Annotated in this window: 13 protein-coding genes; 3 read left to right on the forward strand and 10 right to left on the reverse strand. The window is 39.0% G+C overall.

From position 1 onward, the window contains the following. Positions 1-23 precede the first annotated feature (23 nt). The 10 genes from ALPR1_RS02165 to ALPR1_RS02210 form a co-directional block, all read right to left on the reverse strand. Positions 24-1,328, reverse strand: a complete 1,305-nt coding sequence (locus ALPR1_RS02165; protein ID WP_008198098.1) for an APC family permease — start codon at positions 1,326-1,328, stop codon at positions 24-26. Positions 1,329-1,855: 527 nt separating this feature from the next. Continuing rightward, a complete protein-coding gene (gene ggt / locus ALPR1_RS02170) occupies positions 1,856-3,544 on the reverse strand; it encodes a gamma-glutamyltransferase (protein ID WP_008198099.1) in 1,689 nt (562 codons plus the stop codon). Between the two features lie 17 nt (positions 3,545-3,561). Next, complete coding sequence (locus tag ALPR1_RS02175) at positions 3,562-5,223, reverse strand: arylsulfatase (RefSeq protein WP_008198100.1); 1,662 nt, start codon at positions 5,221-5,223, stop codon at positions 3,562-3,564. Then, entirely contained in the window at positions 5,220-7,136 is a 1,917-nt protein-coding gene (locus ALPR1_RS02180) for an adenylate/guanylate cyclase domain-containing protein (protein WP_050776356.1), read from the reverse strand. Before ALPR1_RS02180 ends, ALPR1_RS02175 begins: the two co-directional genes overlap by 4 nt. Positions 7,137-7,262: 126 nt before the next feature. Beyond that, on the reverse strand, positions 7,263-8,330 hold the full coding sequence (locus tag ALPR1_RS02185; protein WP_008198103.1) for a DUF3500 domain-containing protein: 1,068 nt from the start codon (positions 8,328-8,330) through the stop codon (positions 7,263-7,265). Positions 8,331-8,347: 17 nt separating this feature from the next. Further along, positions 8,348-9,232 carry a dioxygenase family protein gene (locus tag ALPR1_RS02190; RefSeq protein WP_008198104.1) on the reverse strand — a complete coding sequence of 295 codons (885 nt, stop codon included), beginning with the start codon at positions 9,230-9,232 and terminating at the stop codon, positions 8,348-8,350. A 12-nt stretch (positions 9,233-9,244) separates the two neighbouring features. Beyond that, positions 9,245-10,009 (reverse strand): hypothetical protein, encoded by a 765-nt coding sequence (locus ALPR1_RS02195; protein WP_008198106.1) that lies wholly within the window; start codon positions 10,007-10,009, stop codon positions 9,245-9,247. Positions 10,010-10,239: 230 nt separating this feature from the next. Beyond that, a complete protein-coding gene (locus ALPR1_RS02200; protein WP_008198108.1) occupies positions 10,240-11,280 on the reverse strand; it encodes a methyltransferase in 1,041 nt (346 codons plus the stop codon). Between the two features lie 211 nt (positions 11,281-11,491). After that, positions 11,492-11,908, reverse strand: coding sequence for a DUF3052 family protein (locus ALPR1_RS02205; RefSeq protein WP_008198111.1), 417 nt, complete (start codon positions 11,906-11,908; stop codon positions 11,492-11,494). Positions 11,909-11,910: 2 nt separating this feature from the next. Next, positions 11,911-13,032, reverse strand: a complete 1,122-nt coding sequence (locus ALPR1_RS02210; RefSeq protein ID WP_008198112.1) for a P1 family peptidase — start codon at positions 13,030-13,032, stop codon at positions 11,911-11,913. A 104-nt stretch (positions 13,033-13,136) separates the two neighbouring features. Here ALPR1_RS02210 and nth point away from each other — a divergent pair, with 104 nt between their 5' ends. The 3 genes from nth to ALPR1_RS02225 are packed head-to-tail and all read left to right on the forward strand — an operon-like array spanning position 13,137 to position 16,797. Further along, on the forward strand, positions 13,137-13,802 hold the full coding sequence (gene nth, locus ALPR1_RS02215; protein WP_008198113.1) for an endonuclease III: 666 nt from the start codon (positions 13,137-13,139) through the stop codon (positions 13,800-13,802). Then, the gene (gene asnB, locus ALPR1_RS02220) at positions 13,802-15,577 is read left to right on the forward strand and encodes an asparagine synthase (glutamine-hydrolyzing) (RefSeq protein WP_008198115.1); all 1,776 of its coding nucleotides are present in this window, start codon (positions 13,802-13,804) and stop codon (positions 15,575-15,577) included. The genes nth and asnB overlap by 1 nt, the downstream gene beginning before the upstream one ends. Continuing rightward, the gene (locus ALPR1_RS02225) at positions 15,574-16,797 is read left to right on the forward strand and encodes a glycosyltransferase family 4 protein (RefSeq protein WP_008198117.1); all 1,224 of its coding nucleotides are present in this window, start codon (positions 15,574-15,576) and stop codon (positions 16,795-16,797) included. The genes asnB and ALPR1_RS02225 overlap by 4 nt, the downstream gene beginning before the upstream one ends. Positions 16,798-16,905: the final 108 nt, after the last annotated feature.

A 16,905-nucleotide genomic window follows, 5' to 3' on the forward strand; every position in this document is an offset into this window, starting at 1 on the left:
TTGATTAGTGGAACGTAAACAAATTAAGGTTTTGAATTTTTATCTCTGACAGCTTTCACAAGGAAGTAAATGACTGTCAGTGCAATAAAGAATACAAAGAGTCCTGTTTTTTCATATCCGGTAAGGTTAGACAGGAAAAACAGAATAATGAGGGAAGATAAAATTGGGACTAGAGGGCCAAATGGGATTTTGAAATCTCCGGGCTTAGATGCCTGCTTTTTTCGGAGCCAAATGACAGATAGACAAACCCCAAAGTAAACCAAAAGCATACTTGCTGAGGCAATGACGGCCAACTGACGAAAACCACCCAGGGCTGCTAGTGTGAAACCTATGCCTGCATAAAGTAAAATTGCTAAGTAAGGTGTCTTAAATCTTGAATGTACAGAAGCTAATCTTTCCAAAGGAATTACACGATCACTTGCCAGCCCAAATATTACTCTTGGGAGATTGAGAATTTCTCCGCTCAACATGCCGAACATGGAGATTCCTGCTCCAACTAATAGAAAAGTATATCCAATAGGTCCAAATACCACATTGGCAACTGCAGCTAAAGGAGCTTCTTTAAATCCCGGTAATTGATCCCCCATCACCCCCTGAGCAACGGTCTGAATCAATACATATAGGATTAAAACAAAGAGAATTCCTATGAAAATGGCTCTTGGAACAGTCTTTTGAGGGTTTTTGATTTCACCCCCTACGGAAAGCCCAGCATCACCCCCTTGAAAAGCAAAAAATAGAATCAAACAAGCTTGACCAAATTGATTGAATGTTGGAGCAGATTCCCAGTATAGGTTTGAAAAAGAAACATCTTTCCAACCGAAGAATATCAATAATAATATGGGAGTAAGTTTTGCTACTGTATTGATTTTAACTAATCCGATTCCTTGCTTTACACCGATGACATTTAGGAAAGCTAAACTGGAAAAAATCACGAATAATAGAAGAAATCGGTTGACAGGGTCTGTAAAAACAGGAAAAGCCAATCCTACTAATTCTACTAGTGCATTGGCCACTGCAGCATCAGAGAATACGCTTCCTGTGACCATAAAAATGGCAGCTAAAAAGCCCGTGTAAGGTCCAAAAGCGGTTTCCACGTAAGCATAGCCTCCTCCTGATCTTGTGATTTTACTCCCAGCTTCCGCAAAGCAGAGCATCACCAAGGCTATCAGAAACCCGCAAAACAGATAAACCACGATTCCTGAGGAACCCATGATTTCAGCCACAATTGCGGGCAGCACAAATATTCCAGCTCCCACGATGATGTTGACGATGTTGGCCGAGAGTCCCCAAACGCCTATTTCCCTTTTTAATCCGGTTTCTTTTTCCACTAGTGTTTATTTGAATTCAAATTATTCTATTTCTTCGACTATGCAGTTCTTTAATTGCCTCGTGAAGACACGAGTCATGGCGGAATTCTATCTTTGGCATTCCCCATTTATTTTTTCTAGAATTCCTCTTGCCCCTTGAATCAAAATCCAATTTCATTAGACGAATCTTCTCCAAGGGAGATTGGATGCGTTTCCAACTTCTGTCTCCTGTCTACCGTCTTTTTAGCTTTCTCACCTCAGCTTTTAGACTTTCCCATTGCTACTTTAGTAATCATGTTTAACCTTACAAGATTGCCACGTCGTCGTACCTCCTCCCTGCCTACCGGAAGGCAGGCTCGCAATGACGTTTCTAAAATATAAATCTTCTCCAAGGGGGGGGATGCGTTTCCAACTTCCGTCTCCTGTCTTTAGCTTTCAGACTTTCCTCCTGCTAACTGAGAAAATTGAATGGGCCTTCGACTCCGCTCAGGCAGACCAATTATTAATGCGACCTACCTCCCGAAGGCAAGCTAAAAACTGCCCACTGCTCAATATCCTCTCGCTCCTCCATCTTCACTGGATGAATCAGCGGCTCCAACCCAGGTTCCTAATTCCGGATCATAAGTAATCCCCATCAATACGCCAAGATTGGTTGTTGGCCGCAGATTATGTCCCATTTTTTCCAGTGCTTTTCGAGTATCAGGGGAGAGCAAATTATGCTCATATATAATTCTGTCAGGTAGCCATTGATGATGTATTTTCATAGCTTCAATTGCTCGGTCTATTCTCATGTCATAGGCCAACACATTTAGCACAGTTTGGAATACAGTGTTGATGATGGTTCTACCTCCTGGACTTCCAATAATTAAATAAGGCTTTCCATCTTTGGATACAATTGTTGGAGTCATACTGGAAAGCATTCTTTTTTCAGGAGCTACCAAATTCGGGTTGGAACCAATCAATCCTGTGGAAGTCGTCACTCCTGGTATTGGATTAAAATCTCCCATTTCGTTATTGAAAATAAATCCAAGTTTGGAAGAGCCCATTTTCACTCCATAAGAATTTTCTAAAGTATAGGTCATGGAAATGGCGTTACCTTCTTTATCAACCACTGAGAAATGTGTGGTATGGTCACCACCATATAATTGACCATATTTTGAAGAGTCGCTGACGGATGCTTTGGATAAATCCAGATTTTCAAACCGGGTTTTAGCAAATTCCTTGGAAGTCAATTTGCCAACCGGCATCTCAGGATTAAAGTCTGGATCACCTAAAAATTCAGCTCTATCTGCAAAAGCTCTTCTCATTGCTTCAGCTACCAAGTGAACATAAGCGGTAGAATTAAACTCCACAGAAGAGATGTCAGCCGCTTCCATTAAATTCATCATTTCTATTAAAGCAACTCCACCCGAACTTGGAGGAGGCATAGAGAAAATTTCAAACTCATTAAAAGTTGTGGTAACTGGGTTCCGCTCTACAGCTTCATATTTAGCTAAATCTTCCTGTGTGATGATTCCACCATTTGCTTTCATGTAAGCCTCTATTTCTTCAGCTACCCAACCTTTGTAAAATCCGTCTCTTCCATGTTTCTGAATTTCTTTTAGAGTTTTTGCAAGTGCTGGCTGCTTCCAGGTATTTCCAGGTTTTACCACCTCTCCATCATCTCCTTTGAAGAAATTTTGCATGATATCTTCTGATGGATCTCGATCTGTCATTCTAAGGGCCGCTCTATACAACCCCCAAGACATTGTAAAGCCCTTTTTCGCTAGTTCAACCGATGGCTTTACCAATTCAGACCAAGATAATTTTCCATATTTCTGATGGGCTTGATAGAGTCCAGCTACTGTTCCCGGTACTCCCACGGAAAGCAATCCTTGATGATTTGAGTTGTCTTTTATCCTTCCATTTTCATCTAAAAACATGGTTGGACTTGCTGCCAAAGGAGCTTTTTCTCTAAAATCGAACGTAGTGACTTCTCCATTTTCCTTATGAAAAACGATAAATCCTCCACCTCCGATATTTCCAGCTTCCGGGTGTGTCACTGCCAAAGCAAATGCGGTGGCAACAGCAGCATCAATGGCATTTCCACCTTTTTTGAGGATTTCAACTCCTACTTCGGAGGCTAAATAATGATCCGAAACTACCATTCCATTTTGTCCGTAGGTTTGACTGTTGGCTGGATTTGCTAAGAACAAAAAGGCTAAGATGAAAATGAGGTTGTAATAGGTACGCTTCATAAAATTTATAAGGATGATTAATTTGATTTTGGTTTTGGAGTAGGAATGATTACTCCCATATTTTTAGTGTACTGATCCCACTCAGCGAGTAATTCTTCATATTTTTCAGGATACTCTTCTTTTAGATTATGTTGCTCAGCAAGGTCATTTGAGAGATTGTATAATTCAAAATTACTCCTTTCAAAGGGCTTTATATGATTCACCAGTTTCCAATCCCCTTTTCTGATCAGAGCATTGCCACGATGCTCCAATCCGAAGACATAATTGGGTTCATGAATTAGTTCTGTTTTTCCAGAAAGGAATGGTATGAGTGAATTTCCTAACTGTGGCTTAATAGGATTTCCAGTCGATTTTTCTGGATAAGATATTCCCGCAACTTCAAGAAATGTAGGAGCTAAATCCATTACCGTTAAAAATGAGGCATTGATTTCTGGAGACCTTTCCACTCCTTTGCCCGAAATAATCAGAGGAGTAGTAATTCCTCCTTCTGTAGTAAATCCTTTGAAATATCGAAAGGGGGCTGATCCGGCTTCCGCCCATTGGGGGCCATAGGAAATGAAACTTTTTTCGGTTCCCATTTCTTCAAATGCATCTGTATAATGCTCTTGGATGTAAGGTCCATAAAATGAGCTGTAATAAAAATCATTTCCAGCAGCCCCATTATCCGACATAAAAATGATCAGCGTGTTTTCGTACAACCCTTTGCTTTTCAAGTAATCAAGAATTTTCCCAATATTCTCATCTAAGTTATCTACCATTCCCGCATAGAGCTCCATTTTGCGGGCTTCTTTGGTTTTTTCCTCAGAGCTTAAACTTTCCCAAGGTTTGATGGCAGGAAGAATGGCTGGCAAACTTGCCTCTTCCGGGATTACCCCAGATTTTTTCAGACTTTCGAGTCGCTTTTCCCGAAGGATTTCATACCCTTCATCGTACCTACCTTGATATTTTTGCCAATACTTTTCTGGAACCTGTAGTGGCCAATGAGGTGAGGTATATGCGGCAAAACCAAAAAATGGTTTTCCTGTTTCGAGGTTGGCGTCAATATAGGATATCAATTTTTCAGTATAAAAATCTGTGGAATAAACTCCTTCAGGCCAATCGGATTTTTCTCCGTTTTCAGTATAAAATGACTTGTCCCCATAGCTTATTTCGGGACTGTCAGGAAAAAGGAGTCTGTTGCTGAAGTGATTGGCTCCACCTTCTAATGTAACAAAGGATTTTTCGAACCCTTTTTTGGCCGGATCATCTTCTGGTCTTAAACCTAAATGCCATTTGCCGGCCATAAAAGTGGTATATCCTGATTGTTGAAGGAGTTCGGGAAAAGGGATAATTCTATCGGTGAGATGACCTTCGTATCCTGTAACATCCGTCACCAGATCTTGGGAACCCATTCCAGCGATATGGTTATCATTTCCTGAAAGCATCATGGCCCGGGTCACGGCGCAAACCGGCGCAGTATGGAATCTGCTAAATCGAATTCCGCTAGCTGCCAAAGCATCCAGGTTTGGGGTGGCAATATCTCCACCAAATGCGCCAATATCAGCATAACCTAAATCATCGGCGACGATTAGCAAGATATTGGGTGAAACAAATTTTTGAGACTCTTCTATTTGTCTCTTTGAACAGCTAGAGATACAAAAAAGAACAATTAATATTAGCATTAAGTCTTTCCTAATCATCCATTTTCATTTTGGTAAGAATCTATATACCACATTTTCATTTCTCCTTTTCCTTTTACCGGTAAGATTCCTCTTTCAATAAAGGTAAAGTCTGGGTCATCTTTAAGTAGCGAATAGGTGTTTTCAGAAATATTGATTTGGTTTATTTCGCAACTAGCCTCCATTCGTTGGGCAGTATTTACCGTATCACCCCAGATATCATATTGAAATTTCTTAATTCCTACAATTCCAGCGACAACCGGACCAGAGTTTATTCCACAGCGCATGTCGAATTTTATTTTCCTCGATATATTGGGATCGGAGTTTCGTTCATCTATAAATTTTTTCATCTGAATTGCCGCCAATGCAACTTCTTTTACACCAGATTTGGAGTTGAGTCCTCCGGCAGCCATATAGGCATCCCCGATGGTTTTAATCTTTTCTAGACCCAGATTGTATGTAATCTCATCAAAGGTTTTAAAGCAAGTATTCAATTCTTTGACAAGTTCCTTTGCACTGAGATGTTGCGCTTTCTTGGTGAAATCTGCAAAATCTGTAAAAATAACGGTTACCTGATCAAAGTCTTTGGCATCTGAACTTCCTTTTGTTTTAAGCTCCTCTGCAACTTCAGCAGGGAGAATATTCAGCAAGAGTTTATCTGATCTATCCTTCTCTTTTGATATAATTTCTCTCGACTTCTTTACAAATTGATACCTAAGGAAAAGTCCAATAGCAAGAGCCAAAAGGAAAAGTCCAGATATCATAAAAATGATTTTCCGACTTCTCTCTACTTCAAGACGTTCGTTGAAAATCAGATCCCTCTCTCTCTTTTCCTGCTCATTTTGGATACTGTCCAGAATCTGTTTTTTCTCGAATTCATAATTAAGCATCATTTGGGTGATGCTTTTTGTATTTGATTCATTTAAGATACTATCCTTTAGTGAAGTTGCCTTCTTTAAAAAAGCTAATTCAGCACGATAATCACCCGTTTTTTCAGCTATCTCCTGAAGTCTCTCATAGGCCATTCGAAGTACTTTAACTTCGCCTGCTTTTTCGGCATTTTCAAGTGATTTCTCACCATGATATTTTGCTTTTGACAGCTGATTTTTCTTTTGATAAAGATTGGCAAGTCGGTTATGTGTATAGGCTAAGCCGCGAGATAAGCCTAAAGAATCTCGAATTCGAAGGGCTTCAAGCAAGGTTTCTTCGGCGAGCTTCAAGTCACCTTTGTTTGCATAGTTATTACCCAAATTACTAAGTGCTAAGCCTATCGAATAGGGATTTTCATCCCGTTTGGCATAATCTAAAGAAAACTTATGGTAATAAATCGCAGAATCAAGTGGGCCCGTGTGTTCAAAAATGATGGCGAGATTGTTATAACTGCTTTGAATGTTTTCGGGAGTTCCCAAAGCAATATCCATTTCCAAGGCTTTCCTTGCATGATAAAATGCCTCCTCATAATCGTGCTGATCGTAGTAGAGCAAACTGAGATTAGAATGGGAGGATGAAACCCCTGTCAAATTACCTGTGGATTCATAAATATCCATGGCAGCTTGATGGTTTTTTACAGCTTTTTCAACGTCTCCAAAACGTGCAAATGTGCTGGCCAGAAAATTATTAGCTCTTGCTTGCTCCAACTTTAATCCTAGCTTATCCATTTGAATAATCATTTTCTCGATCAATTCAGTGTCGGACTGGGTTGGATCGCGTTCTTGAACACTCAAGGCTTTATAAAATTCTCCAATAAGCAAGGCGGACTCATTTTCTTCTTTTTTTGCGATTGCAATCGCTTGATTAGCTATTTGAATGGACTCGTCATACTGATAATCCGAATAAGTAGAATACGCCTTTGAAAGTAAACTATCCAAGTTCTGGCCTTTCAAAGAAAAGGAAACACTGAAAAGTAGAATAAATACAAATCGAAATTTTACCATAGCCAAAAAACTCTGATTATCAGACTTTAAGATAGGAGATTACGAGTTTAAAATACAATAAAATGTATCCAATCATATTCATTGACTAATATGATTTATGCAACTAGTGGTCTTTAAGTATCATTCTCAGTGCTCATGATCCATTCTATGCTTTCGCAGAATGTCTTCACCAAAATCTCCATCTTTCTTTCTTAGGATAGAATGAATATGGTTGGCATTGTCCAAGAAGCCTACATTGTCATATTCGATGATAAAATCAGGACTATGAATCAGGTAATAGTGGGCTTTCATAGGTTCTAAGCTTCCGATCCAGGAAAAGTAAACTTGGTCTAATCCTCTTTCATGAAGTATAGCCATAAACTCATCTGCTTTTTGAACTTCCAAGTTTTCGATATACTCCTCAATTAGGTAATGCAAAACCTTTTGTTGCTCAGGATTCAGTTCAGAGCCTTTGATTCCACGATATTCAGAAATCCACTGAGGTCGATCCGGGCTGGTTATGATGTCTCCTGGTACTTTGTCCTCGAAAACAGCTTTGGCTTTTTGGTCTTCATCTAAAAGATTAACAAACCAGAACCCATAGTCTTCTTCTTTGCTCAAAGGTCGAATACCGGCATATTGTGTGGTCTCAACTACTGCTGGATCGGAACCGAAAAACAGAGGTGTTAAGGAATATTCTGAATTCACCATGGTCAAGTTGATAGAAACATGATGCCCTTCAAATTTCAATCCCCAAGTGCCTTCTTCCTTGGGTTCACCCCAGACTGCAGCGAAATAATTTCCATAATCCCAGTTCAATCCACGGATCATATTGATCGTTTCCTCATTTATTTCCCCATTCTGAAATTTGATTTCAAAAATCTCATGAAGAATGTCATCTACTTGCATGATGCTGAAGGTCTTGAGATAGCCTTGAGAACTGAAAATTGCACTTAGGATTTTATGAAACTGAATTTTAGATTCTTCTGAAAAGTCTCCATACCTCAAGCCTGCTCTTGGAGCTAAACCCAGAGGTAAGTTGGTCCATTTGCTTCTCATGCTGTCTTCCATTGTAAGCATCACTTTGGATTTTTGTTCCGAATCCAGAGTGTTGAGAAAATCCTGGGTAGTAAGAATCAGTTTGTCAGCTGTTTGTGCTTGTAAATTGATTCCAGCTGTTAGTAGAAAAGCTAAGAGGAAAATTAATTTTTTCATAAAATAGTAAGGTCGATTTAAGATACTTTGATATAGGATTGGGATTGAATTTCTGAACCTGGTCGAAACATTTCTAATTTAAATTTACCGTCGGGTTGGAATATCATCCTTCGATAAGATCCATCGTGTAATCCTGGATAGTCGAAAGTATTGTCTCCCAAATAATCGAAGGCGATTCCAAATACTTCATTTTTTATCCAGAGTCTCCCTTCTTTTTGGAACAGTTCTATTTTTCCTTCCTCTCCATCTTCAGACTTATAGATTCCGACTAATTTTTCAAGGGAAGCCTTTTCCATTCCTAATTTTTTGGAAAGGCCTACATTATAAGAAACAATGCTACCATTATTACCATCGGGAGTGACTTGCAATACTCTATTTTTTGCGGCGTCATTGGAGGCCCAAGGATCTTTTTTTATGTTCTCGTCTCCTGAGAAATATAGTTGTGTTACCAAAGTCTGATATCCCTCTGCGGTAATCATTAAATGATAATGGGCAGGCCGGATCATGCCTCCTCCGGCATCATATGGAACAGGTAAGATGGTGTCGAATGAATATTGCCCTTTAGAGTCTGTCATAACTGTTCCACGGTAATTATAAGCAGGAGTAGAATTGTCATAGACACCTTCCTCATCGCAATGCCATAATTCAACTTTAGCATTGGCGTACGGAGTGTCACAATCATCATTCATAATGATACCAGTTAGATGAATAGGCTTACCCTTTTTGCCGGCAACATTTAAGTTGCTTCTCATGGGACTATCAGGTCTGTAAAATGGGCCTAAAATATCCGTAGTGGTTTCACAGTCTCCAATATATTTTTTCCCGTCAAACTGTATAAATCCGAATGCACTCACGGAGATCACGCTGAGTGCTGAGCTTTGAATAAATTTTCTTCTTTTCATGGTTTCTTGGGTTTAGTCCAAAAGGAACTTCATCAGTTTTGAAAAAGGCTCTGACAATGGAACGATGAAATATAAAATCTGAAATAGGAGGTATAGGGACAATGAAGTGATCAATGGAAATAAGTTTCTGCCCTTTTTAAAATCAAAGTACAATAAAATTAGGAGGATGATATCTATCAAAAGAAAGGAAACATACTCAGGTCCAAGGCCGGGAAGAATGTACTTCACATCAAACCAAAAATAGAGAATGCGATCTAGTGTAGGGCCCATAAAAGTTAAAACTGTGGCCACCATAAACCGGGCATGTAATGCGGGTGATTTCTTAAAATAAATAGCAAGAGAATAGAAAATACTTAGCCAGAACAAATAGACTAAGCCAATAGCCTGATAAGATCCTAAAAGGATTAAACCCTCATTTAGGGACATAATTTCCTGTCCATTGGAAATATTCTCTGTTAATAATGCTAGCTGAGTTTGATAACTATGCCGCATCATCAAAAATGAAGTCAAAATTACCAAAGGAATCAGGAGATAGGAGAGTTTACCTATTTTTCTGTGTAGCGAAAGCTTTCTATACTTAATTAATAAAGGTTGGGTAATTGCCATGCCCACCCAAACACTCATCAATGAAAAATGGATATGGACAATTCCAGGAAATGGGCTTGTTAATTTTGAGAAATAAGTAAAATAAAATCCACCAAATACCCCTGCAATAAATAGCATCAACCAATACCCCATGTTTGGGTAAATAGCACTGATCGAATCTTTGACCCTCATCTGAAATAAATTAGTAATAAACGACCCGTTTTTTTCGGATCAAATGGGCAAATGGTCTAGTTTGGTCGCCTAAAAATCATATTCGAAATCCACTGTAAAAATTTCAAGTTGGCTTCGATTAATTAGCTGAATATACGAAAAAATGCAATTCATATACATAAAATACAAATTGAAATCAGATTTGAACCGAATAATTCAAATCTGATTTCTAATTTTTGCTTGAAAAATTATCATTTATAAGCGATGGCAGCACTTGCCGGACCTGCTAATGGAAGAATTTCAAAAGATTTAAAACCAACTTCTTTGCCCCAAGATTGAAAATCATCAAAGGTATAATCAAAGCCTCCCTCAGTTTCGATGAGCATATTTAGGCTCATCATCAACCCAAAAACATTATGTTTTCTTTCCTGATCTATAATGTTTTCAATAGCCACAAATACACCTTCTTCTGGAAGTGAATCGTAGGCTTTTTGCATCAATTTTATTTTTTCTTTTTTGTTCCAATCATGTAGGATATTCCCCATCACGATCATATCAGCTTTAGGAATTGCTTCCATAAAAAAATCACCACTTTGACTCTTTACTCGATCTGCCAGATTAAATTTTTTGATGGTCGCATTGGCGATAGGATTTAATGGAGGTAGGTCAAAGGTCACACAACTCATATGAGGATTTTCCTGAGCCACCATCAAGGATAAGTAACCTGCAGATCCGCCTGCGTCAGTAAGAGTCTTAAACTTTGAGAAATCAAATTGCTTGGCAAAAGCCATAAAGTTGCCAATCTGAACACCCGTCATACCGTTGACAAAGGTCTCCAGAAGCTCCGGCTCCTTATAAATTTCCTCAAAGATATTTACCCCGTTTTTAGCTTCATTTTGTGGAGTTCCAGTTTTTAATCCTTCTTCAAGATTACCCCAAAAACCATAGAGCCTAGCATTCATCATTTCTAAGATTCCACCGATGTACGAAGGTTTGTTTTTATCTAAGAAAACTTCTGTATCCTGAGAGTTGGAATACAGTGCAGTCTCCAAAATTCCCGTTCGGGTTAGAAATCCCAATCCATATAGTCCATCCATAAAATCATAAAAATGTCTATCGGTACAATTGAGATCAAGTTGCTTTTTTAAAGCCAAGGCTTTTTGATCGGGATGAGCAGAAAGTTTGGTGAATAGGTCAAATTTAACAGCCGTCAAGAGTGCTTTACAGGCCATAAATCCAGAACCAATTTTAAGAATGTTTTCTGGTGTTGGGTGTGGGGATGTAGTGTCCATTTGAATGATATTAGAATGTTGAGAAAAGTATTTTTCAGCCTACAGGACTGAATTCATCAACCAATATTTATGCAGCGAAAAAAAAACAGAGCTGAACAAAATTCTAGTTAAATGCTTTAAAAGTTACCTAATATTATTAGAAAAGTTAAATATTATGCTAAATATATTTCAATTGAAAGGTTGGAATAGAATTTTGGTAAGGAATAAAATTTTATCGATCCTTAACCCTATACATAAATTTCAATCCGCTCCATTGCTCATCAATTGCGGCGACTTTTACATCGACCAATCCATTTTCTAGTCCATAGGATCGGATAGGAAATTTATCTACCTCAGTAAGGATTCCTGAGGTTTTCTTAGGCCAGCTGATCCAGAGAGAACCGGACTTTCTAAGGTGCTTTGATGCATGTTTAAAACCAATTTCCAGTTCTTCTTCACTATGTACAAACAGGTGTATCAAATCGGCTTGCTTAGAATATTCCGGTTTGATTTCCAAGTGAACATAGTCCGGGAAATCACTAAAAAAGGATAAATAGGCTTTAGGGCAAAACAATACTTGGACCACCATTCCTGATTTGATTCCTAGTTTTTTTGCCAAAGGTGTTCCTGAATATCCTGCATTATCCATAGCTAGTTCTTATTTTTAATCCACTCCAATACTTTTTCTGTTGGCAACTTTTCTACGATTCTTCCCTCTTTTCCTTCCATCGTTTCTGCTGCGAAAAGTGAATTGATAATAGCTTCTTCGGTGGCTTCAATTACTGCCAAAAACAAGGACGTCATGTCATCATTTTGAAGGAATTCGGCCTTCTCTAGCTCAAGGTTAGGCTTTACATAGGGAATTCTCAAATTTTCGGCAGTGCTAAAAGCAATGACATAATCCCCTGAGCCGTTAGAAGCAATTCCTCCGGTTTTAGCTAATCCCATCATAGCTCGTTTAGCCATTCTTTCCAGGTTTCTGTCCAATACCGGAGCATCAGTAGCTATGACAATCATGCAGCTTCCATCTGATTTTTCCAAAGCGTCTTTGAAAGGATATATTCCCAGTTTTTCTCCAACAGGTACTCCTCCTATCTGTAAATTTCCACCAAAATTAGTCTGCACTAATACTCCCACAGTATATCCCCCAAGGCTCTCAGGAAGTTTTCTGGAGGAGGTGCCAATTCCACCTTTCCAACCAAAACAAATGGTACCTGTTCCTGCTCCTACATTTCCCTCTTCCACGGGGCCTGATTTTGCAGATTTGATGGTTTCCATTACCTCTTCTGCCGAAATATGCATTCCTCGAATATCATTGAGGTAAGCATCATTGGTTTCTCCCACCACCGCATTTACAGAATGGATAGTTTCATTACCAGGTAGGCTTAAACTATACTTCACAGCACCTTCTATACCAGCTGCCACACTCAGGGTATTGGTCAGAATAATAGGAGTTTCTATGGATCCCAATTCCATCACTTGGGTCGTTCCAGCCAGTTTGCCAAATCCATTTCCTACATAAACAGCGCCTGGGACTTTTTGCTGAAAAATATTACCCCCATGAGGTAGTATAGCAGTCACTCCTGTACGGATGTTGCTTCCTTCGATTTTTGTAAAATGCCCCACTTTCACTCCCGGCACATCAGTAATGGCATTTAGGTTGCCTGGAGATAAAATTCCAAATGGAACTCCAGCTTCCCTAGGACGAGTTTGTCCAAACAATCCAGTGCCAAATAAAAGGAGAGAGCAAATGCTAAAAATTAATTTTTTCATAGTCGGGATTAGTCTGAAGTAAGTAGGAAAGATAAAATTTTTCAATTTCACAGCTCCAATTTCTCAATTTAACTATCTTCAAATTCAAAAATAAATCCAGATACATGCTGAAAAAGGAACGTTACGAAGCTTTTATCAATCATTTTTCTGAAAACATGCCTGTAGCAGAAACGGAACTGCAATATGAGAATCCATTTCAGCTCCTAGTGGCAGTGGTATTATCTGCCCAGTGCACAGATAAACGAATCAACATGGTTACTCCTGCACTTTTCAAAGATTTCCCAGAACCAGAGTTTTTGGCAGCTTCCAATTTTGACGAACTTTTTCCTTACATCAAATCCGTTTCTTACCCTAATAATAAAACCAAGCACTTATTGGGCTTAGGGAAAATGCTGGTGGAGGATTTTAATGGGCAGATTCCAGAGACGGTATCTGAGTTGATCAAGCTCCCTGGAGTAGGTAGAAAAACTGCCAATGTTATCACCTCGGTTGTTTGGAATCAACCCAATATGGCTGTGGATACTCATGTATTCCGAGTTTCCAAACGATTGGGTTTGGTCACCCAGACAGCCAAAACCCCATTGGAAGTAGAAAAACAATTAATTCGCCATATCCCAAAAGAATATGTTCATGTAGCCCATCATTGGTTGATTTTGCATGGTAGGTATGTTTGCTTAGCACGTAAGCCCAAATGTGAAGAATGTAGCCTAACTCATTTCTGTAAGTACTTTGAAAAGAACTATGGGAAGGCTGTCAAAACGGAAGACTGATGTGTGGTATCCATTTGATTTGGGGTAAAAACGCCAATGAAGACTCTATCCGAGAGATGATGCGTCAAAGTCACCATCGAGGCCCTGATCAAGAAGAAACTTTTAGCCCATGGCCGGGACTTTGGATAGGGGTAAATCGACTTAAAATTATTCATCCTGGACAGGAAGCAGACCAACCCTTTAGCTCTGAAGATGGTAAATCATTGCTCCTTTGGAATGGTGAAATTTATAATCATAAGGCCCTAAAAAGCTTGCTTTCAAAGATGGGAGTTGAATTTCAGACGGAAAGCGATACAGAGGTTTTATTGCATTGGATCCGTCTCTTTGGGTCTGAAGGATTAAACAAGTTGGAAGGGATGTTTGCCTTTATTTATGTGGATTTAACGAATAAATCCCTTTTGGTAGGAAGAGATAGAAACGGAGAAAAACCTCTGTATTATTCACAAAATCAAGATCGGCTGATTCTTTCCTCGGAGGCCATTGCTATTAATACCCAAACCAAATCTCCAATCGACGAGAATCAATGGGAACACTTTTTCTATAACCGTAGCCCCTTATTGGGGAATACTTTTTTTAAAGGGATTAAAGAATGGAAACCCAGTAGGTTTAGCCAAATTTTCCAGCATTCTACCTTTCGCTGGGACAATATTGCTTTACCGGCATCCAAGGAGTTAGCACAAAATAAAGAGTCATTTAAAAGTCTCTTGGAGCAGGTGGTCCAAGAGCAATTTCACGCAGATGTGCCAGTGGGTATGATGATGAGTGGAGGAGCCGATAGCAGTTTGTTATATGCTACCTGGTACCAACAAACAGGGGTTGAGCTCCCAGCATTTACCCTTCAGGTAGAACAGAAATATAGGAAAAAGTATTCTGATGCGGATGCAGCAAGAGAGCTAATAAAGAAAGTTCCAGCACAACACCATTTGGTTTCTGTGGACCAGGATGTTTTTTGGGAAAATTGGGAGGAATACTTGTCTAGTGTCGACTTCCCTATTGGAGATTCCGCAGGTTTTCTCACTTGGTTGATTGGAAAAGAAGCAAAGAAATCTGTCAAAGTGATGATCACAGGAGCCGGTGCCGATGAACTCTGGGGAGGATACCAACGTCACCAGGCTTTTGACTATTATTTGAACAACTATCATTGGATTAGGAAAATCAGACCCCTACTTCAATACCTGCCATTAAATCGCTCTTATGCTAAGTTTTTAAATTCAATCAGTGATTCTGCCAATAAAACATTTCAAAATTTTGCGGCCCTTCGCCCCATTTCTGATGATTTGGCCATGGATAGCGAGCGGAATTTCAACTCCCAATTGAGTTCGTATAAAAGAGTCCTGGATTTTGATAGGCAACAATACCTCGTTCAGGATGTTTTGAAAATAAATGATCAACTTTTGATGGCGCAGGGTCTTGAAGGAAGAGCACCCTATTTAGATCAAAAAATGCTTTCATTTTGGATGGATATAAAAACGGATTCCTTCTTAAAAAAGAAACAATGGATTCGAGAATTATTGAATGAATCCGGTTTAGAATCTATTTCTAAAAGAAAGAAAATGGGGTTTGGATTACCACTTCAAGAATGGTTTGCTGAAAGAGGAGAATTCTCCAAAAGGGTATTTCACAGTATAAAAGCATTTGAAGCTAGTCATGGAAAGTCATTTCCTAAGGGAATGAGAGAATTAGCGAAAAACCCTGAGTCCGGGATCAAAAATTATTTTTTAGAACTCTATAACCTGTTTCTTTTGGCAGAATGGGTGAAATTGCGAAAGCTATGAAAGTAATTTACATCCACCAGTATTTTAAAACCCCAAAGGAAGGAGGGGCTGTAAGGTCCTATCATTTGGCCAAAGGCTTGGTGGATGCGGGGTATGAGGTGGAAATGATTACTGCCGGGAATAATTTAGAATATGATCAGCAGTGGATTGATGGGATTAAAGTCCATTATTTGCCAGTATCCTATGATCAAAAATTCGGGTTTATAAAACGTGTGAAGGCTTTCTTTACTTTTTCCTATTTGGCGAAAAGGCTTTTGAAAAGACTTTCTAGACCTGATTTACTGTATATAACTTCTACTCCCTTGACTACAGGATGGATAGGTTTGTGGGCGAAGAGGAAAATGGCTCTTCCGTACATTTTTGAGGTGAGAGACCTTTGGCCACAAGCACCCATAGAAGTGAAAGCGATTAAAAATCCATTGGCGATTAAGTACTTAAAAAAAGTAGAAGCTAAGATCTATAGGCATGCGCTGAAATTGGTGGCTTTGTCCCCGGGAATTGCTGAGCATTTAAGAAAAGTAAGTCCAGATTCACAGGTTCAACTGATTCCAAATTTTTCGGATGTCCAGACATTTTTTCCACAGAAAAAACAGGAGAGGATTCTTCAAAAGTATCAGTTGAAAGATGAATTGACTTTTGCTTATACGGGTGCTTTGGGCAAGGTGAATGCAGTAGAGGAGCTTTTGGCTTTAGCGAAAGTTGCTCAGCAGAAAGGCAAAAATTGGCAGTTTATTATTATGGGAAAAGGAAGCCAAGAACAGGCTTTGAAGCAATTGGCTAGCAAATCCCAACTACAAAACGTGATCTTCGTCCCTTTTGGCTCCAAGGAAAAAGTAAATGAGGTGCTTTCAATGGTCGATTTTGCCTGGATTTCATTTGCTCATTTGCCTGTTTTAAAAACCAATAGTCCCAACAAGTTCTTTGATGCGATTGCCGCAGGAAAGGCTATTCTAGTCAATCATAAAGGTTGGGTTTACCAGTTGACGATCAAAAATAAACTTGGACTTACTTTTCTTCCAGGAAAAATCGAGGAGAGTTTTCACCTCATAGAAGAAATGGAAAGTAATCCTGTTTTATTGGATAGAATGAAGCAAAATTCCAGAAGATTGGCTGAAAATTATTTTTGTAAAGAGATCGCAATTTCCCGACTGATCAACGTGATAGATCCTAATAATATTCCTTTCGATTCGACTGATGAAAAGGAATTTAGAATTGCCTGAACCTCCTAGATTTTTATTTTGGTTTTTTGAATTAACAAAAAAGTTGATTTGATAAAATCATTTGTTTTTCAAACACATGGGACAATTGCGAGTCGGCCTAAACTTAGA

This window comes from Algoriphagus machipongonensis (assembly GCF_000166275.1).
GTDB classification, from domain to species: domain Bacteria; phylum Bacteroidota; class Bacteroidia; order Cytophagales; family Cyclobacteriaceae; genus Algoriphagus; species Algoriphagus machipongonensis.